The organism is Rufibacter sp. LB8 (assembly GCF_014876185.1).
Taxonomy (GTDB): Bacteria; Bacteroidota; Bacteroidia; order Cytophagales; family Hymenobacteraceae; genus Nibribacter.
Genome location: NZ_JADALJ010000001.1, coordinates 3,598,087 through 3,617,450, shown reverse-complemented (window position 1 = coordinate 3,617,450; position 19,364 = coordinate 3,598,087). Strand labels below are relative to the sequence as shown.

The following is a 19,364-nucleotide window of genomic DNA, read 5'->3' as shown; positions in this document are numbered from 1 at the left end:
CTGGTTAAGAATGAAGCACCCCTTTTTTCTCTAAAATGGAAATCTGGATCAGGTTTTCCTCCACAATACTGCCCGGCACAAACAGAAACCGCTTGTCATGAATGTTCTTGCCAATGTAATAACTCACCCAGAACTCATTGGTGAGATGAAACAAGGCCGGGTCCAGGGGTTCAATCTGCAGGGCGCTTTTGGGCGCAACCTGGTCAAACATATGGCGCAAAACCGAGGTCTTTACTTCCTGCCCGTCCTGCTCCCCATACCCTTTTGAGGCCACGAGTACATTCTCCAGGTAAAAATTATTATTATTGATCAGGTACACGTTCCATTCTTCGCCGCCCAGCTCGTTCACCTCATGGGCAACCGCCACTGAAACGCCTTCTACCTGATGGAAATCAATGTCTTTCTTCATGCGTGTGTTCAGCAATTTGCGCGGCGAAGAGGCTCCCTAAGTGGGCTACCAATCTCTCTTCTACCGCTGGTATAGAAACAGCTTGCCCCAGTTCCATCTGCATGGACGTGACAGCTTTGTCTGTGATGCCGCAAGGCACAATATGCCCAAAATAACCCAGGTCTGTGTTCACGTTGAGCGCCAGGCCGTGCATGGTCACCCAGCGGCTGCACTTCACGCCCATGGCACAGATCTTGCGCGGGTTGCGCTGCTCCTCAAAATCAAGCCACACCCCGGTTAACCCGTCAATGCGGCCCGCGTGCAGGCCATAATCTGCCAGGGTGAGGATAACCGCCTCCTCCAACAGCCTCAGGTACTTATGAATATCTGTGAAAAAATTCTCTAAATCAAGGATAGGGTAGGCCACCAACTGCCCCGGACCATGGTACGTGATATCGCCGCCCCGGTTTATTTTGTAAAAGGTAGCCTCTTTCTGGGCCAACTCCTGTTCATTGAGCAACAAATGCTCCGGGTGCCCGCTTTTGCCCAAGGTGTACACATGCGGATGCTGGCACAGCAACAGGTAATTGGGAGTTAACTGGCGCTCTGCCTCGGGCAAATCCCGGTTAGCCGATTTCACGGCCAGCACGTCTTTCAGCAGCTGCTCCTGGTAATTCCAGGCCTGCTGGTAATCTACCAGACCCAGGTTCTCAAGCTGTATGTGTTTGTTCAGGGGCACAAAGATGGCGTAAAGTGCTAACGTAAAGGCGCCCATGGCACTGCAAGGGCTGGCATTCTTTCCGTATAAGTGCTTTAGAAAGAATTAACTGCCGCAAATTACTCATTTAACTAAGAACGAACAAATGACGCATAACCGCCACCTGGGCCAACAGGGCGAAGCCGCCGCCGAAGCATTCCTGCAACGCCAAGGCTTCGAGATTCTGGACCGCAACTACCGGTACCGCCGCGCCGAGGTGGATTTGATCGCCAAAAAAGACAAGCTGCTCATTCTGGTGGAAGTGAAAACCAGGAGCACGCACGCGTTCGGGTTTCCGGAGGAGGCGGTGTCTGCGCGCAAAGAGGAGATGCTGCACCTGGCCGCCGAACACTACCTGGAGAAAATCAACTGGCAACATGAGGTCAGGTTTGACGTGATCTCCATTCTCTGGCGAAACCACCAACCGGAGATTCTGCACATTGAAGACGCCTTCCATTAAGGTGACATCAGAGCCAATCCACATCTTCCGCGTTAGCGAAATCCCGTTTTCGGGCTCATTTCTGAAAACGAAGCCAAAAACGGAAACGCCAGGCCCTGTTGCCTCTGCCGCGAGTCTAGGCGAAGCAGTACCTTTTGGCTGTTCACTCTGTAAGTTTGTAAACTTACGTCAGTTGATAAACTGACCCAGTGTTTTATCACAAGTTACGGCTTCGCCTAAACTTGCGATAGACAAGGCCGTTATCATTCCCGTCATATTACAGAACAACCATCTATACCAGCGTTAATCCCTAAAATCCTCTGGCACGATTGACGTTGCGCTTAACACTCGCGCCAACGGATTTGGCGAGGGAATGAAGTCCAGCGCAAAAGAAAAATCCCTCCCAAGTGTTAGAAACCTGGGAGGGATTTTGCGTTTTCGGGCTCATTTCTGGAAATGAGCCCGAAAACGGGAATTAAATTGAAGGCCAGAGGCTTCTTCTTACTTGTCTTTTTTCTCGAAGACCAGCGCGCCGTGGCGGTCATACTGTTTTACCAGCACAGGTTCTTTGGGCGGGTCAAAGCCTGACTCGGCGTATTGGAACTCAAACTGCCGGCGGCCCCTGAAATCATAGAAATTAATCCAGGTGCCTACTTTTCGGCCTTTGTCATATAGGCCCTGCCATTCCACCTGGCCGTTCTCGTAGAATTTGAGGTATTCGCCCTGCACCTCACCGTATTGGTAGGGGATTACTTCCTTGATTTTGGTCCTGGCGGCGTCATAATAGGAGATTTCGGCGTCACGCAAAAAGCCTTTGTCATAGTGAATGCGCTGAATGAGCGTGCTGTCTGGCCGGAAGGTTTCCCAGCGCAGGTGCTTGGCGCCCATGTAGAAATAGCCTTGCTCAATAACTATATCGTTCCGCTTTTTGGTGTAGGGGCCGTGCAAGATGAACATGGGCGTTTTCTTGGGGTCCAGGGTTTTGGCCTTGAAAACGCGGCGCTTCTTTATATCATAGTAATGTTTGTCCTGCACGTAGGGGTTGGGCTCCTTGTATTCGCGCAGGTAATGGAACGTCTCTATGACCAGGCTGTTGCCGCGGCCCTGCTTGGCAAAACCTTTCTTGACGCGGTACCCAAAATAGGCTTTCTTCTTCTTGGACTTTTTCTTCTCTTTCTCGGTGAGGCTGTCTTTGGCGGCCACTTCCAGGGAAGGAATTGACAGGGAATCTACCACCACCGCGGCGGTGTCTGCGGGGTCCAGCACCGCGGCCTTGTCTTTCTGCCAGAAGAACAGTTTCTTTTTCTCTTTGCCAATAATCTGCGCCTGCGCCGCCGGGGCACTTCCCAGGCAGAGCGCCAGGCCCAGCACCAGCGGCAAACTTGCCCACGCTTTCTTAAAACCCATGGTCATCACGCTTTCTAAATTTCTTCCTTAAACGGTTTGCGGCGAATTCTGGTATGCGCGGGAGGTCAACCCCACGCAGTTGCCGGTTCTTAAGGAAACAAAATAAACGCTATTTAATTCAGAATTTCCTGTTTTCGGCTTCATTTTCAGAAATGAGCCCGAAAACAGGAAAACCAAGCCCGCAGAAGCAGGCTTGGCCCTAAATAATTTCCCGAGATTAACGGTTAGTTGGCGCTGGCGATTACGGTAGGCTCGGCCATTTCTTTCACCAAGCCCTGGAAGCCTTTGCTCTGCAGCTCTTTCCGGGCTTTGTCGGCCTCTGCTTTGCTGTTGAACCTACCCGCCATAATGCGGTGCACCGTTTTGCCGTTCACAGTTTCCTCGCGGCGGGCAATGGGCATTTTCTGGTAGATTCTGCGGAGTTTCTCAATCTGCGACTCTGCGTTCTCCTTGCTCCCAAAGGAACCGGCCTGAATCACATACAACTGCTCTTGTAAAGCGGCCGGCGCGGTGGGTGCGGCGGGCACTGGGCTTTCTGCTTTTACGGCTGGCTCAGCTACTGGGGCAGCCGGAGTGGCAGCGGCCAAAACTGCTTCTTCTGGTACGTCAGTGACTGGTTTTCTGGTTTTGGCGCGGGCGGCCAGGAAAGCCTCTGGCAATTCCAGCACTTCCACCTTCACATCTGCGAGGCCAGCGCTGCGGTATTTGATTTTTTTGGCGGCGGCTTCTGAGAGGTCAATGATGCGGGCGCCTCTGAACGGGCCGCGGTCGTTAATCTTCACTACCACGCTCTCGCCGTTGGTGAGGTTGGTGACTTTTACTTTAGTGCCAAGCGGAAGGCCGTTGTGGGCGGCTGTGAGTTTGTGGCGGTTATAAACTTCGCCGCTGCTGGTGCGGCGGCCGTGGTATTTTGAACCATACCATGAAGCTACCCCGTTTTGCTCGTCGCCTACTTCTTGCGCAGAAGCAGCAGGGAGAAAGCTGAAGAAAGAAATAAAAAGAACGGCAACTGCATAGTAAATTTTCTGTATCCCCATTGTAGGATTAGTTGGTGGAACATCAATTCTAAGGGCACAAAATTAGTAAATAATTTTTCAATGCAAGCTTTACTGTCCATTTGCGCCTTAGTCTGCACTTTGCAAAACATTTTAAAGTTATATTAATTTGCATTAAAGTTCAAAATATGAAATAGAAAATATAACAATAGTTATAAAGCGTGGTATGCCAAACTTAAAGCTTTCCTTTAAGCCATTTTCTGGCCTTACAGCCGTTAGGGCGCAATTTTAAGAAGTCCATATGGTTTTATTGATAAGCCAACATCCTTGGAAAAATAGAAAGGCCCGAAAAAAAATGATTTTTTTCTCAAAAAGTTAGCAGACCCGCCCATTTTTTAGTGGATTGCGTACCCAATTAGTCATGATATAGCCAATTTTCAATATTCAATTGCATGGATTTCGGATACCTCCCAGACGTTAGCCAGGTTGATTTCACCTTGCCTCTGGACCACCCTGCCACGGCCCGGGTGTTGGCCCAGGCCCAGCGCCCTACCAAACCCAGCCTGTACCTAGGTTGCCCTACCTGGACCAACAAACCCTGGGTGGGCACCTATTATCCGGCCGGGGCGCAAGACGCGCAGCTACTGTATTGGTACTCAAGGCAATTCAACACGCTTGAGATGAACACCACCTATTACAGAATCCCAGACGCCACCGCCATTAACCGCTGGCGACAGGCCGTGCCGCCGGGTTTTGTGTTCTGCCCTAAGCTTCCGCAGGTGATTAGTCATGACCAGTTGCTGCACCACGTGGGCGAGCCTACCCAACAATTCTGCGAAGCAATTTTAGGCTTGGGCCCGAGTCTGGGAATGGCATTTCTGCAACTTCCACCGTTCTTTGGGCCCGATGACTGGCCAGTGCTGGACGAATACCTGGCTAATTTCCCAAAAGAAGTGCCGCTGGCGGTGGAGTTCAGGCATGAAAACTGGTTCAAGGAATCTGACGTGACCCAACTGGCCTTCCAGACGCTGGAGGAACGCAACATCAGCACCGTACTCACAGACGTAGCCGGCCGAAGAGACGTGCTGCACATGCGCCTGACCACGCCCGTGGCCATGATCAGGTTCAACGGCCACGGGTTGGTGCCCTCAGACCATGAACGCCTGAACGCCTGGGCCCAGCGCATTCAGCAATGGCTGGACCAAGGTCTGCACACGCTTTACTTTTTCATGCACCAGAAAGACATCATGCACGCGCCGCCGGCCTTGGTGCACTTTGTGAAAGAACTGGAAACGCGCACCGGCCTTACGCTTGCCAAACCAGAGAAAGTGCAGCAGTTTGTGCAGGGCAGCTTGTTTTAAATAAGTTGAGAGGAATTTCCGTTTTCGGGCTCAATTCTGGAAATGAAGCCGAAAACGGAAATTCCAGCGCGTGTTCCAGGCTTAATTTAGAAAGATACTTCAGAAGAATTTTCCCGAAGGGAGGCAACCGTTTTCAAGAGGCTGGCATCTATGTCCTTGAAAACGATACTGCTATGAACTTATCACATCTCTTCCGGAATGCCTGCCTGGTCCTGGCCTTATTGTCACCGTCCCTTCTTTCGGCGCAAGCCACCACCCCAGTTTTGCGCGCGCCGCATGACACCGTGCAGATTGACCTCAAAGGCGCCACGTTCAAATTCACCTTTAAAGTAAGCGAAACCAGCAGAGAGCGCCTGGTGCGCATTGGCCCGGCCAACCGAACTAAGACCATGCACGTTCGCACCGGCCAAGACAGTGCTGCGTTCCAGTACCAGAACAAAGCGCATGAACGGTTCAAGGTGACCAACGGCCAAGATACCATTGACCTGGTGTTCTCGTATTTCACGCCGGCCCCGCACGTGGAACTCAACAAAAAAGCTAGCGCCGAATACGCCAACAAGAATTACCAGGCCTCGGTAGATTTGTACAGGCAATCTATGGCCGCCACGCCCAAAGGTCAACACGCACGCACCACTCTATATAATATGGCCTGTGGCTACGCGCTTATGGGCAAGAAAAAAGAAGCGCTGCAAGCCTTGCAACAAGCCGTGGCCGTGGGCTACAAAGACGTGGACCATCTCAAGAAAGACGATGACCTGCGCACCCTGCGCGAAGAGAAAAAATACCACCATTTGGTCAAGCAACTGGAAAAGCAGAAGGCCTTGCTCAGTGACCCCATGAAAGCCCAACTGGTGACCACAGACGTACACAACTTCTGGAAAGCCTATGACATGGCCGCTAAAAACCCCGCCCAGAAAGAACAGATTTTTGAGAAAGAATACTTCGGGAAGGCGTCTTTGGGTTTGGAGGATTATTACCAGAACAGAATTGGGTCTGTGGAACAGTTCCTGAGCAACCTGCACAACAAAACCGACTTTTTTAAAGCCATCCGGAAGAATACCCTGGCCGTGGACACCATGAAGGCAGGCATTTACGCCAGCTTTAGAAAAATGAAGGAGTTGTACCCAGCCGCTTCGTTCCCTAACGTGTATTTTGTGATTGGGCGCTACACCTCGGCGGGCACGGCCTCTGAGAACGGACTTTTGATTGGCATTGACCAATATTCCCGCACTGCAGACGTGCCCATGCATGAAATGAACCTCTGGGAGCGCAACAATTATGATTACGTGCAGAACGTGCCGGTGCTCATAGCCCATGAACTCATCCATTTCATACAAGTACAGCGCAACGATACCACGCTGCTTTCCAACGCACTGGCAGAAGGCATGGCCGATTTCATAGGCGAACTCATCTCTGGGCAGAACATCAACCAACGCATCCACGCCTTCGCGAACCCAAGAGAGAAACAGATCTGGCAGGAATTTGAGAAGGAAATGTATTTAGACCGAAGCCACAATTGGTTAGGCAACGGCAGCCAGGAACGCCCAGACCGCCCCGCCGATTTAGGCTACTACATGGGCTACAAAATCTGCGAAGCCTTTTACCAGAAAGCCACAGACAAGAAGCAAGCCATCAAAGACATTCTGGAAATCACAGACGCCAGAGCCTTCTTCGAGAAAAGCGGCTACGCCCAGAAGTTCGCGCAAGCCAGCAACTAAAACAACTTCCTGTTTTCGGGCTCATTTCTGAAATTGAGCCCGAAAACAGGAATTGCTGCTTAGCTTAAACGCTTCTTTTTCTGCCTCTACCAGCTTTTCCTCCCGCAAGTTTCCAACTGGTGGCTGCCCATGATGGAAGTTTACAAACTTCCTTATTTACCTACCAAAAGCATAAGCAAGTTGATAAGCTTGCTCCGTTAAAAGCTCCAAGTTGAAAACTTGAAGCAGGGAAAGTGTTTCCGCTCTTTTACGCTCTTCCGGATTTACCAATCCGGAAGTTATCTGTCGGGGATTTATCAATCCCCGTGCACATTTTTTTCCATCTGGATAGTAACGGGGATTAGGAAATCCCCGACAGAGTGGTTCAGGATTGGTAAATCCTGAACAGCGGTACAGTGGTTCTGGTAGGTTAGAGTCTGCTTAAGATACACTGGACTTTCTGTTTTTGGCTTCATTTCCAGAAACAAGCCCGAAAACGGGAAATCTTATCTCGTTTAAAATTGAATCTGAAAGGTAGTCACGCCGTCAGAACCGGTCTCAAGCGAGAAGGCAAACCCGTGCTGCATCAGAATCTCCCGCACCATGGTCAAGCCAATTCCCTGGCCGTTGGCTTTGGTGCTGAAAAACGGAGAGAACAGCTTTTCCTGTACTTCGGGGGTAATGGCTTTCCCGTTGTCCTGAATTAATAGTTGCGGCGGTGAGGCGTTGGTTTTAACTTTTACCCAACCGTGGGGCTCCGTGGCTTCCAGGGCATTTTTGACTACGTTGATCAAGACTTGTTCCATTTGCTGCACATCCAGAGAAACAGGCGGCATCTGCTCAGTCAATTCCCATTCCCAACGCACGCTGTTTCGTTCAAAGCTAGGCTGCATCAATCTATGAATGCTGTGCAGCAGCGCGTGTAAATCTGTTTCCTGTTTATGCGGAACCGGAATGCGCACCACATTCGCGAAATTGGCCATAAAGCCCGCCAGGTTCTGGTTGCGCGTGATGCAGACCTGCAGGGCTTCGTCAAAGTCTGGCTGGGTGTTGGCATTGAGTTGCGGTGAGAAATAGGAAAAGGACTGCAAAATAGAGTTGACCGCGCCAATGGAATTGTTGATCTCATGCGACATCATGCGAATCAGTTTTTCGTAGGCATTGCGCTCTTTCTCCAGCAGTTCCTGGGTGAGTTCCTCTAGTAAGATAAAATAGCGGTGGTAGCCTCTATCCAAAAACCTGATTTTACGGCAGCGGTACGTCTGTATGCCATTGGGCCGAAGCACGCGCTGCGCATCTTTGGGCAATTCTGACAGTGATTTTCCCCAGTGATTGGGCAATTCAGTGAGCGGTTTGCCCACTACCTCTTTCCCCGAAGCCTGAAGCAAAGTCACGGCAGCAGGATTCACGCCAGCCACGCGGTCATGGGTGTCCAGGAGAATAATGCCAGACGGCGATGCTTCAATCAGGCGCTCCAGCAGGAAATGTTTTTCGGTTTGCACCACGCGCTCTTCGCGCAGCTCGTCCATCATTTGGTTGTAGACGGCAATCAATTGGTCCACTTCCGGCTGGCCGGTGTCCAGAAACTTGATGGAAAAGTCGCGGTCTTTGATGGATTCTATGCCGGCGGCCATTAAATTCAAGGGGCGCACGAAGGCGGTGTAGAGCTTGGCGGTTAACACCAGGCTGAGCAAAATCAGGGCCTCGCAGGCAATAAACAACCATTTATCATATTGCAGCAGTTGCCAGGCCAGAAAACCCATGGCTGCGTACAGCAATGTCGCTGTCAAGATAAATTTACTCCGCAGCGTCATACGGAATGTTGAATTTTTCCAGCCGTCGGTACAGAGAGCCGCGGCTCACGCCCAGGGCTTTGGCCACCTTGCTCACGTTGTTCTGGTAATAGGCCATGGACTTTTTGATCATGTTGGCCTCCAGTTCATCTAAGGTCATGGCGCCCACGCTGGGCAACAGTTTTTCATCCAGCTTACGCGTGCTGCCCTGCAGGTGCGTCTGAAAATCCTCCACATCTAGCAGGCTTTTGCCAGACACCAGCACGGTGCGCTCCACCAGGTTTTTCAGTTCCCTGATGTTGCCGGGCAGCGGCTGTTCCCGTAGCCATTTCAAGGCTTTGCTGCTCACCTGCAGTTCCTGTTTGTGGTAGGTTTTCTTGAGGTTGTTCACGAAGTGCTGCACCAGCAACGGAATGTCTTGAGGCCGCTCACGCAGCGCGGGCAGTTTGACGGTGATCAGGTTGATTCTATAATATAAGTCTTCGCGGAATTTCCCTTCGTGCACCATTTCCTGCAGGTTGCGATTGGTGGCGCAAATAACCCTGATATCTAAGCTGCGCGAGCGGCTGTCGCCCAATACTTCATAGGTGCGATCCTGGAGCACGCGCAGGAGTTTCACCTGGCTTGCCATGTCCAGTTCGCCAATCTCGTCCAGGAAAATAGTGCCTTTGTTGGCCATCTCAAACCGACCTACGCGGTCGGCTTTGGCGTCTGTGAACGCGCCGCGCCGGTGCCCGAACATCTCGCTCTCAAACAAACTCCCCGAAATGCCGCCCAGGTTTACCTTCACAAACGGCGCTTTCTTGCGGTGGCTGTTTTTATGGATGGCTTCGGCAATCAGTTCTTTGCCCGTGCCGCTGTCGCCTTCAATCAACACTGATGCGTCTGTGGCGCTGATTTGGCCCACGTTGCGCAGCACCTGCAGCAAGCCTGGGTCTTCGCCCACGATCATGGAGAAATCGTACTCGGTGTCTAGTTGCGGGCGGCTGAGTTTGCCAAGTTTTTTCTCTACCGGCGTTTTGGCCAGGTCCAACGCAGTCTTCACCGCCTGCAGCAGGTAATCATTGCTCCAGGGCTTGGTGATGAAATCAGCGGCGCCGCCTTTAATGCCGTCTACGGCCAGGTTGATGGAGCCCCAGCCCGTAATCAAAATGACCGGTAGCGTTGGGTGCGCTTTCTTAAGTTGCCCGAGCAGTTGCAAGCCGTCTTCACCGGTGGTATTGATGGAGAAATTCATGTCCAGAAGCACCAACTGCGGCACCTGCCGGCGCACGACGGCCAGCGCTTCCTCGGGACTGTCGGCTTGGGCGGTGGTGTAGCCGGCCTGTTTCAGGAGCAAGCTCAGGGAGGCCCGCACGGCCAGGTCATCGTCAATAATTAAAATCATGGTGGTGTTGGTACGAGGATGGAAGTTACCTTTTTTCGGGCAAATGGCCGAAGCCTTTTTAGCCCCACCCCAACCCCTCCCCAAGGGAGAGGGGCTATCAGGAAAGGCGTTTTCGGGCTCAATTCTGAAAACGAAGCCAAAAACGGAAATTCAAATGTCTGACAATACCTTGTGCGAGTCTGGAGACTCAGGCCAGTTTATTGTAGGTGAAAGAAATGCGTTTCCGGGCCCATTTCTGAAAACGAGCCCGAAAACGCAATCTAAAGAAAGCCCCTCTCCGTTGGGGAGGGGTTGGGGTGGGGCATTACTCTTCATGCAGCGCCACCGCCGGATATATTTTGGCGGCTTGCTGGCTGGGGTACAACGCGCAGACCGCGGCCAGCAGAAATATCAAGACGGCGGCCAAGCCAATGCTCTGCCAGTAAATGACCGGCGACAATTGAAACACATCTAGCAACGGGAACTGCACGGCCAACAACAAGCCCAGTAACAACCCGAAGGTGGCAATCACCAGCACTTCGCCCACAAACTGGTTTCTGATCTGGCCCGAAGAAGCTCCAATGGCGCGGCGCAACCCAATCTCTGAGTAGCGGCGGTTGATGTTGTACCAGAGCACGCCAAACAAACCCAGCGCAACATTGAACACCAGAAATCCGCAGACCAACCCCAAGGCCAGCAACGGCACCAGCGTCATCTTAGATTTATTCTGGCGCATTTTCTCCAGCGTAGTCACTTCCATGGTCCAGCCTTTGGCAATGCTGCCCAGTTCTTTCATCATTTTAGCTTCAAACGCCACGCCGGTACCGGGCTTCAGGCGCAACAGCAGATTTCCCCACGTGCGTGGCTCCTCTGTTGTTTCTCTATTGATACGGGTAAAAAATGCGGGCTCTTCTGCGCCATATTCACTACCCGCCCTAAAGTAATCCGCCACGCCCACCACCTGGTAGTGGCTGGAATCAACCGGCAGCAATTTGCCCAGCGCTTCTTCCTTACCAAACAACTGTTCCTTCAACATTCTGTTAATCACAATGGGTTGATGCAAGGAGGTCTTATCCTGTGGCCCAAACCATCGCCCTTGTGGTACGTCCAGCTGAAAGACCTCTTTGTAGTTGTCCTCCACTTCATACATGTTGGCGTGCAGGTTTTTCACGTTTCCGTAAGACAGCGGACTGTTCATGGTGGAGAAAGAGAACGGCGTATTGTCACTGGAGAAAGCTGCGTGCTCCACCTCCGGAAAACTCCGCACCCGCTGCATCAGCTGGTCTTGCACCAGCAGGTTCTGCGCCATGGAGTCTGAGGCAGACCTAAGTGACAGGCTCCACACATTATCATAGGCGAACCCCAACGGCTTGGTGTAGTTGTGGTAATTGTACAGCCCGAAGCTCAGCACTCCGAACAGCACCAGGAACGAGAAGAAAATCTCAGAGATCAACAGGAAGTTGCTTTTCTTCCGGTTCCAGATCAAGGTAAACAGATGGCGTAACATTATTTGGACCCTCCTTTCAAGGCCTGCACCGCGTGCAGACGTGACATTTTAAACGCGGGGTACACCCCAGAAATCAAACCGAACACCAGGCACAGCAGCAAGCCCCAGGCAAACACCCGCAGGTTGAGCCCCAGGTCTGCGTACACAATCACACCGCTGTCATTGATGAGCGCCAGCGCGCCGGCCGCTAACAGAAAACCCAGCACTCCGCCCAGCAAGGTCAAGAATACGTTCTCCACCACAAACTGGCCAATAATGACCCAAGACGAGGCCCCAAACGCTTTTCTCACCCCAATCTCTGAGGAGCGCTCCAGAATACGGCTGATGTTGATGTTCACCAGATTGATGGTGGGTAAGAGCATGAACAAGAACGCCGCCAGGGAAATCAGGCTGTAAAACATAGCCACATTTGAATCTTTGCCCTTACCCAATAACGTACGCGCGAAGGTTTCCAGAATAGTGTCTGGGAAAGAGTACAGGCTGGCTTTTTCTTTTGGGTTGGAGGGCTCTACCTGCGTCATCATGCGGGCGTATTCTTCTTTCATCTCCGTGAGGCTTCCTCCTTTTTTAGCCTGCAGAATGGCGAAGAAAGACCCTCGCAGGCTAGGCCCCTTGAATTCATTGCGCTTAAGAGTAATGGGCACCCACACATCTGCATAAGAGTTGAGCCTCAGCACAGACACGTCTTTCACCACGCCTATTACCTTGTATTTCACCTGGTTCACCTCAATGGGTTGCCCCAAAGCCTCCTTCGCCCCGAAGTACTGGGTGCGGGTATGCTGGTTGATCACGGCCACATGACTGGAGTTTTCCACTTCCTGCTGACTGATAGCCCTACCTTCCAGAAATTCAAAATCCAGAATCTCCCAGAACGTCTGGTCTGTGTGCTTGAGGTCCAGGGCCAGTTTCTTGTTGTTCACGTAGCTGTTGACCGTTATGAATACTGAGTTGATGGAGACTTTCTCGGGGGTTTCCAGCTTTTTCACGTAGCGGTCCAGAAAGTAATAACTGGGCGGGCCGCTGCTGCTATAACCTTCCTTGGTTTCCTCTTTGAGCATGTTCACAAACAGCAGGCGGTCGGTTTCGCGCTCCGGCATCTGGGGACCAAACACGTGGTCAAACAACGAGGTCACCACCATGAGCACCATCAAGGTAAAACTGATGCCAAACAAACTGATGAAGGTGAAGAACTTTCGGCGTTGCAGTACCGCCCAGGCAATTTTTATGTAATTCTTAAGCATGGCCGTGGGGTTAAATCTGCGCTTCTAACACGTGTGAGTCTGCCACCTGCTGCCCGTCAAAGAACCTAATCAGGCGGTTGGTCTTGAGAGCCATGTGCTCGTCATGGGTCACCATCACTATGGTGGTGCCTTCCTCTTGGTTCAGACGGAGCAGAATGTCCATGATTTCCTCGCCCATCACACTGTCCAGGTTGCCGGTAGGTTCATCGGCTAGAATAATCTCGGGGTTTCCGGCCAACGCTCTGGCAATGGCCACCCGTTGCCGCTGCCCACCCGAAAGTTGATTGGGAAAATGTTTGGTGCGGGCGCTCAGGCCTACTTTCTCCAGCGCTGCCAACGCCCGCTTGCGCCGCTCACTCCCCGACACGTTGCGGTAGAGCAAGGGCAACTCCACGTTGTCTACCACGCTCAGGTCATTGATCAGATGGTAACTCTGGAACACAAACCCAATCTTTTCATTCCGAAGTTTGGCCAGCTGGCGGTCTGAATGGTTTTTCACAAGTTGTCCGTCAATGATCACCTGACCGGAACTGGGTTCATCCAGCAAGCCCATGATGTTGAGCAGCGTAGATTTCCCGCAGCCCGAAGGCCCCATGATGGACACAAACTCGCCGCGTTCCACGTGCAAATTCACGCGGTGGAGGGCTACCGTCTCAATGGTCTTGGTGCGGTAGACTTTTTCAATGTCTTGTAACTGGATCATAGTCTGATGTGCTAATATTTTAATGTGCTATTTCTCTTCTTCGTCCCTCTTTGAAGGGGGTAGAGGTATGTTTTACTCGTGCTGATAGTGTAATTTAAAAGAATCATTTCATGATCGTTTCAAAGTGATTTTCATGTTACTTCAGCTGTCCTTGTCATCCCCCTACCCCCTTCAAAGGGGGACGAAATGCGTAATCATATTTCCGTTTTCGGCTTCATTTCCGGAAATGGAGCCGAAAACGCATCTGCCGGGTTCCCCCTCTCAGCTGGAGAGGGGGTTAGGGGGTGAGGCTTTTACCTAGCTCAAAATCATATAAAGTAAGCGCTCGAAGGCGGTAGTAGGCAATCCAGTAATCTTGCAGGGCGGTGATGTAGGCACGGCGGGCCTGGTCTTTTTCTTGCAAAGCAATATTCAGGTCTGTGATGCTGATGCGCCCCACCAGAAACGTGGCCTTGGTAATGTCATAGCGTTCCTGGGCAATGGAATCAGCCGACGAGGTGAGTTGCAGCCGCGCCTTGAGTAATTCAATCTGGTTTACCTGGGTGTAGACACTTTGCTCGAAGGCGGTCTGTTCCTGTTCTACCGTGTATTGGGTGAGTTGCAGGTTGGCCTGGGCGGTTTTCACGCTGGCTTTCTGGCGGCCCCAATCTACCAGGGGTACGCTGAACCCCAGGATCACTTGCTGTTGGTTCTCAGGACGGGCGTAGCTTTCAGAGAAGTTGCTGGCGCTTTTGGTCAACCCGAAGGTGGCGTACAGATCTGCGTTGAACCCGCCTTTGCCTTTCGCCTCAGCTACTTGCTGTTGGGCTTGCAGCACTTTGCGTTCAAATTGAAAGCGTTCTTTGCGGTTACGTTGGGCTTGTTCCAGGGCTACTTGTTCTTCAACTTGTAATTCTGGCACCACGGTGGGCGATTGCACGGCCACTTTTTCGCCTTTGGGCAAGCCCACGTAAGCAGCGAACTGCATGGCCACGGTTTTGAGTTCAGTAGAAGCCTGGGCCTTGGCCATCTGGGCGTTCATCAAACTCAGTTTCAGTTGCAGCAGCTCGTTCCGGGAGAGGCGGCCCAACCTATGTTTTTCTTCGGCAATCTTGAACAGGGCCTGGTTGTTTTCCACGTTCTTGGTGGCCATCTCGTAATTCACCTGCTCCAATAACACATCAAAAAAGCGCTGGGTAGCAACCGTAGCAATGGTCTCACGGTCTTCCAGGAACTGCCGCTCAGACTCCTGAAAGCGGAGCGGTTCTACTTTCCGGTTCCAGGCCAGAGCGTTGTACCCAAAGATGGGCTGCCTGAACCCGATGATGGCCGGAAAACTGTTGTAGCGCCGAATGCCCTGGTTGAAATCATCAAACCGCTGGCTCTGCGAAGTGAGGAACAGCTGCCCACCCGTTAACCCCACCGCCTGACTAATGGACACGCCCACATCTGAATTACTCAAAGACACCGCCCTGAAATCTGTGGTGCCATCGGGCTGAATCACGGGAATAATGCTGCGGGAGAAATCTGGCAAGGTGCCGCTGAGCGTGACTTGCGGTTTGTAGTCGGCTTTGAACGTGCGGTACTGCCAGTAACTGCTGGTTTTGTTGGTGGCGGCCTGCTTGCTGGCAATGGAGGAACCCAGGGCCAAATCAATGGTTTCCTGGAGCGTTAACCTGCGGGCCAACAATGCGTCTGTGGCAGTTTGTTGCGCCTGGGTTTCCCCCATAAAAAGCACCGAGGCCAGCACTATATATAATAGAGTCTTTTTCATGGTTTCCGGGCTTAATCTTGGGTGAGGGTCAGTTCCTGGAGGTGCACGTATTCCTTAGTGTTGGAGAGGATGATTTTCTCCCCGGCGGCTATGTCGCCCTGCAGTTCCACAAAGTCCAGGTTGCTGGCTCCGGTCTTGAGCATTCTGCGCACGGCTTTGGTTCCTTGCACCACAAAAACCGCCTGTTCTGTGGCCCCAGTGAAGAACGGACCGTTTTTCACGCGCAGCACGTTGGGTTTGAAATCAGTGAGCACGAACACTTCCACCCGTAAATTAGACCGTAAGGCCTGGTGGTTTTTCTCCTGCAGCCGCACATAAAACGTAATGATGCCGTTCTCTACCTTGGGCTGTACGTTGGCCACTTCGCCGCGCAAATCTGTGTTGTTGATGCGGACTGTTATTTGCCCGCCGGGCTTTACTTGTTCTGCGTAGGCATCTGAGATGGTGGCCTTTATTTTGAAGCTGCTTAAATCCGCTACGCGGGCGACGGGATCGCCGGCGTTCACGGTGGCGCCTACTTCTTCGTTCACCCAGGTCACCACGCCGGCGCGGGTCGCTTTGATGTCGGCTTGGGCTAGTTGACGTTGCAGTTGGTTGATGTCGCGGTTCTGCATTTCCAGTTCAAAGCCCACGGCTTTCATACCTATGTTGGCGGTGGCTTTTTCGTCTTGAATCTGGCGCTGCAGCTGTTCCGATTCCAGGCGGGCTACTTTCAGGTCCAGTTCGGCTTTCTTCACGTTTTCCTGGGTGCCGCCGCCAATGGAAAGCAAATACTGTTCATCTGCCAGGGCGGCTTGCAGGCTTTTCACACGTACTTCCTGCACGGCGTAGCGGGAGCGCAGTTGGTTTACATTTTTCTGGAGGCTATTCCGCACCTCGGCGGTTTTATTCTGCTTGAGTTGCTGCTCGTCGCGGAGTTTATCAAAGGCCGTTTGGGAAAGCTGTTTGTCTAATTGCAACAAGGGTTCGTTGGCGGTGACTTGATCGCCGGGGGTGTGGAGCACGCGCTCAATTTTGGCTTGAATAGGACTGGTGATGACTTCCTCTTTCTCCGGCACTACTACGCCCGTGGCCGTAATGGATGCCTCCACGGCGCCCACTTCCACGGTACCTATTCTTAGCTCAGACACCGGCACGCTGGTCTTCAGCACCGACCGGAACGCCAGCACCGCCAGCAACACGGCTACCACGGCCAACCCACCCTGCCACCACCGGCGGCGCTGGGATTTCTGTAGCTGGGCTTGGGGTATTTCTCTGTCCATTTTCTCACTTGGTTTGCTTTTTATATCCAAGCGCCATGCCAGTTTACATATTATTGATTTACAATGATTTACATTGAACTCAACAAAACAAAAGTGTCCAGTTATGGACAGTGATTCCAGTTATGGGCAGGTTTTCAAAAACAAGAAATGACAGGCTGCTCACGCTTCCGTTTTCGGCTTCATTTCTGGAAACGAGGCCAAAAACGGAAGTTTATTGACTGGACTTGGGGCTTGCTTCTCACTTCTTTTTCTGCCGCAAGTTTCCAACTTGTGGCTGCCCATGATGGAAGTTTATCAACTTCCTTTTCTACCTAGCAAGAGCATAAGCAAGTTTAGAAACTTGCTCCGTGAAAAGCTCCAAGTTGAAAACTTGAAGCAGGAAATGAGTTTCCGCTCTTCTAGGTTTATCAATCCCGAAAAGTAGACGTTGATTTACCGTTTGCCTCACAGCAATTTTCACGCATTTCGTCCCCCTTCAAAGGGGGACGGAATGCGAATAGATATCAAATCCTCAGACACAAAAAATCCCTTCCGTTTTCGGCTTCATTTCTGAAAATGAGCCCCAAAACGGAAGGGATTGGCTACTGCAAGAAAACCTATTTTATCTTGAACAGGTCATCTGGCAGGTTTTTGTTGATCTCTACGCTGGTCACGTTGGAGGAAATAATCTGGCCGCCCAGGTGCAGGTCAATCTGGTGCGGGAATTTCACGCCGTTCACCTCGCGGTAATCTTTATAGTCCATGGTCTGGGAAGCGTTGCCGTAGCCGGTTTCTTCAATGGCCACTTCGCGCACTTTCAGGCCGGTTTGGGCGTCAAAATAATGGAAAGCCTTTTTGCCGCTGGGCATCACCAGTTCTAACTTGTAGGCATCGCGGCCGGCTATTTTTTCCATTTGGTTCAGGGCCAGTTTCACGCCGGCCTGCCCGTAGTTGAGAAACCCGAAGGCCCAATTTTCCAGCTTCTGGTCTTGCAGTTCCGGGCCGGCAATCTCTTTCACCTGCGGGCCAGACACCATCTGGCCTTTGGCGCCGTTGATCTGCACGCGGTTGATTTCATAGCCGCCGTTGTTCACGGTCATGAGCATTTTGTCCTGGCCTTTGCTCTGCTGGCTCACCACCAGTTGCGCGCCCGGCACGTTCATAGTGCGTTTCACGGTGAGGTCTTTCACTTTCTCCACGTTCTCTTTTCCGCCCAGGGCTTTCAGGTAGTTGGCCAACACGCTCTGCGCCGTCACGCCGGCCGGCAACGAGGCCATGGGCGCTTCGGTTTTTTCACCGAACGCATTGTAGTAGGCCAAAGGCTGATTTCTGTTGAAAATCTTGAGCCTGTCGGTGATCTCACGGGCGTTGCCCACGGCGGTCAGGTAGGCATTGTTGGGCTGCAGATACTGTTGGGCCACGCGCTGAATGTCTGCGGGCGTGACAGCGGCCACGTTCTTGAGGTAGTTGGCGTAATAGTCTTTGGGCAGGTTGAACCGAGCGGTATTGATGGCGAACATGGCCACCGTGAGCGGATTCTCAAGAGAACGCGCAAACGAACCAGTCATCATGTTCTGTACTTTCTTCAACTCTTCTGCTGGTACGGGCTCTTTGCGCAGGCGGTCCATCTCAATGATAATCTGCGCGAAGGCGCTGTCTGTCACGGCATTTCTAACGCTGGCGTAAGCACTGAACCGGCCGGCCAATCTATCTGGGCTCAAAGACGAATTGGAACCGTACGTATAAGCGTGTTTTTCGCGCAGGTTAGCGTCTAAGCGCGCGAAAGAACCGCCCAGAATGTTGTTCATCAAAGTGGCGGCAATGGCGTCTGGGCTACCGGGTTTCAGGTCCACGGCGTAGGTCACGGCAATGTTAGACTGTACTGAGTTTGGTCTGTCTACCACGGCTACCTGGGTGGCGGGAATTTTGGCGGGCGCGGGGTAGGTGGCCTGGGGCACGGTGCCTTTCTTCCATTTGTCAAAATATTGTTTCACCAGTTTCTTGGCGTCTTTGGCCGTAATGTCTCCTACAATGGCCAGGTACCCAATATTCGGTCTGAAATAGGAGTTGTAGTAGCTCTGCACATCAGTTAGGGCGATGTTCTCAATGCTTTTCTCCGAGATGATTTCGCCGTACGGATGGTTTTTCCCGAACAACAGCGCCTGCTGCAGATTGCTTTCCATGGCCGCCGGGTCATCTTTGGAAGACACCACGTTGGCGGTCATCTGCTTCTTGAACTTGTCTAGTTCCTCTTGCTTGAACTGCGGCCGGAGCACTACGTCTGAGGTCAGTTCCAACAACTTGGGGAAATGCTTCTTTAAACCAGACGCCGAAAAACCGGTAGCCGTAGTGTTCAAAGACGCGCCAATGAAGTCAATCTCCTCGTCTAGTTGGTCTTTGGTGCGGGTGGTGGTGCCAGTGCGCAGTAGATACCCGGCGGCGCTGGTCATGCCTACTTTTTCGCCTTCCAGCACGGGGGGGCGGTCCAGTACCAAGGTCATGGCCACGGTGGGCAAATTGCGGTTTTCCACCACATACACTTTCAGGCCGTTAGACAGCGTGAAGGTTTCATAGTTGCCCAAGGCAATAACGGGCGCCGGCCCCGCCGCCGGCGGACTCTGTTTGGTTGTCTGCGCAACGCTGCCAAGGGTGGTGGCCAGCGTCAAAAAGAAAATCGAAATATATTTTTTCATCTGAGTTACTGAAGAATAAAAGA

At 52.1% G+C, this 19,364-nt stretch carries 15 protein-coding genes; 3 read left to right on the top strand and 12 right to left on the bottom strand.

Translation table 11 applies throughout. The features are described 5' to 3' along the window. Positions 1-4: 4 nt before the first annotated feature. Together IMY23_RS15100 and lipB are read right to left on the bottom strand one after the other, a co-directional pair. Entirely contained in the window at positions 5-409 is a 405-nt protein-coding gene (locus IMY23_RS15100; RefSeq protein WP_192822894.1) for a hypothetical protein, read from the bottom strand. Beyond that, on the bottom strand, positions 393-1,163 hold the full coding sequence (gene lipB, locus IMY23_RS15095) for a lipoyl(octanoyl) transferase LipB (RefSeq protein WP_192822893.1): 771 nt from the start codon (positions 1,161-1,163) through the stop codon (positions 393-395). Before lipB ends, IMY23_RS15100 begins: the two co-directional genes overlap by 17 nt. An 88-nt stretch (positions 1,164-1,251) precedes the next feature. On the opposite strand from lipB, the gene IMY23_RS15090 reads away from it, so the two are divergent. Continuing rightward, the gene (locus IMY23_RS15090) at positions 1,252-1,605 is read left to right on the top strand and encodes a YraN family protein (RefSeq protein WP_192822892.1); all 354 of its coding nucleotides are present in this window, start codon (positions 1,252-1,254) and stop codon (positions 1,603-1,605) included. Between the two features lie 480 nt (positions 1,606-2,085). On the opposite strand, the gene IMY23_RS15085 is transcribed toward IMY23_RS15090, so the two are convergent. Beyond that, on the bottom strand, positions 2,086-2,991 hold the full coding sequence (locus IMY23_RS15085) for a toxin-antitoxin system YwqK family antitoxin (RefSeq protein WP_225986516.1): 906 nt from the start codon (positions 2,989-2,991) through the stop codon (positions 2,086-2,088). 224 nt (positions 2,992-3,215) lie between these two features. Further along, the gene (locus IMY23_RS15080; protein WP_192822891.1) at positions 3,216-4,028 is read right to left on the bottom strand and encodes a septal ring lytic transglycosylase RlpA family protein; all 813 of its coding nucleotides are present in this window, start codon (positions 4,026-4,028) and stop codon (positions 3,216-3,218) included. A 410-nt stretch (positions 4,029-4,438) separates the two neighbouring features. Between IMY23_RS15080 and IMY23_RS15075 the strand changes: the two genes are divergently transcribed. Together IMY23_RS15075 and IMY23_RS15070 are read left to right on the top strand one after the other, a co-directional pair. After that, complete coding sequence (locus tag IMY23_RS15075; protein WP_192822890.1) at positions 4,439-5,347, top strand: DUF72 domain-containing protein; 909 nt, start codon at positions 4,439-4,441, stop codon at positions 5,345-5,347. A gap of 173 nt (positions 5,348-5,520) precedes the next feature. Beyond that, entirely contained in the window at positions 5,521-7,065 is a 1,545-nt protein-coding gene (locus IMY23_RS15070; RefSeq protein ID WP_192822889.1) for a tetratricopeptide repeat protein, read from the top strand. A gap of 494 nt (positions 7,066-7,559) precedes the next feature. Here the strand turns inward: IMY23_RS15070 and IMY23_RS15065 are convergent, their stop codons facing one another. From IMY23_RS15065 to IMY23_RS15030, 8 genes are all read right to left on the bottom strand, one after another. Beyond that, entirely contained in the window at positions 7,560-8,858 is a 1,299-nt protein-coding gene (locus IMY23_RS15065) for a PAS domain-containing sensor histidine kinase (protein WP_192822888.1), read from the bottom strand. After that, positions 8,842-10,224 carry a sigma-54 dependent transcriptional regulator gene (locus IMY23_RS15060; protein ID WP_192822887.1) on the bottom strand — a complete coding sequence of 461 codons (1,383 nt, stop codon included), beginning with the start codon at positions 10,222-10,224 and terminating at the stop codon, positions 8,842-8,844. The genes IMY23_RS15065 and IMY23_RS15060 overlap by 17 nt, the downstream gene beginning before the upstream one ends. A 304-nt stretch (positions 10,225-10,528) precedes the next feature. After that, positions 10,529-11,710 (bottom strand): ABC transporter permease, encoded by a 1,182-nt coding sequence (locus IMY23_RS15055; RefSeq protein WP_192822886.1) that lies wholly within the window; start codon positions 11,708-11,710, stop codon positions 10,529-10,531. Continuing rightward, positions 11,710-12,951, bottom strand: a complete 1,242-nt coding sequence (locus tag IMY23_RS15050; protein ID WP_192822885.1) for an ABC transporter permease — start codon at positions 12,949-12,951, stop codon at positions 11,710-11,712. Before IMY23_RS15050 ends, IMY23_RS15055 begins: the two co-directional genes overlap by 1 nt. A gap of 10 nt (positions 12,952-12,961) precedes the next feature. Beyond that, on the bottom strand, positions 12,962-13,654 hold the full coding sequence (locus tag IMY23_RS15045) for an ABC transporter ATP-binding protein (RefSeq protein WP_192822884.1): 693 nt from the start codon (positions 13,652-13,654) through the stop codon (positions 12,962-12,964). A gap of 277 nt (positions 13,655-13,931) precedes the next feature. Further along, entirely contained in the window at positions 13,932-15,407 is a 1,476-nt protein-coding gene (locus IMY23_RS15040; RefSeq protein ID WP_225986515.1) for a TolC family protein, read from the bottom strand. Between the two features lie 11 nt (positions 15,408-15,418). Then, positions 15,419-16,669 (bottom strand): efflux RND transporter periplasmic adaptor subunit, encoded by a 1,251-nt coding sequence (locus IMY23_RS15035; protein WP_192822883.1) that lies wholly within the window; start codon positions 16,667-16,669, stop codon positions 15,419-15,421. 596 nt (positions 16,670-17,265) lie between these two features. Beyond that, positions 17,266-19,341: an insulinase family protein gene (locus tag IMY23_RS15030; protein ID WP_192822882.1), complete on the bottom strand. Its 2,076-nt coding sequence runs from the start codon at positions 19,339-19,341 to the stop codon at positions 17,266-17,268. Positions 19,342-19,364: the final 23 nt, after the last annotated feature.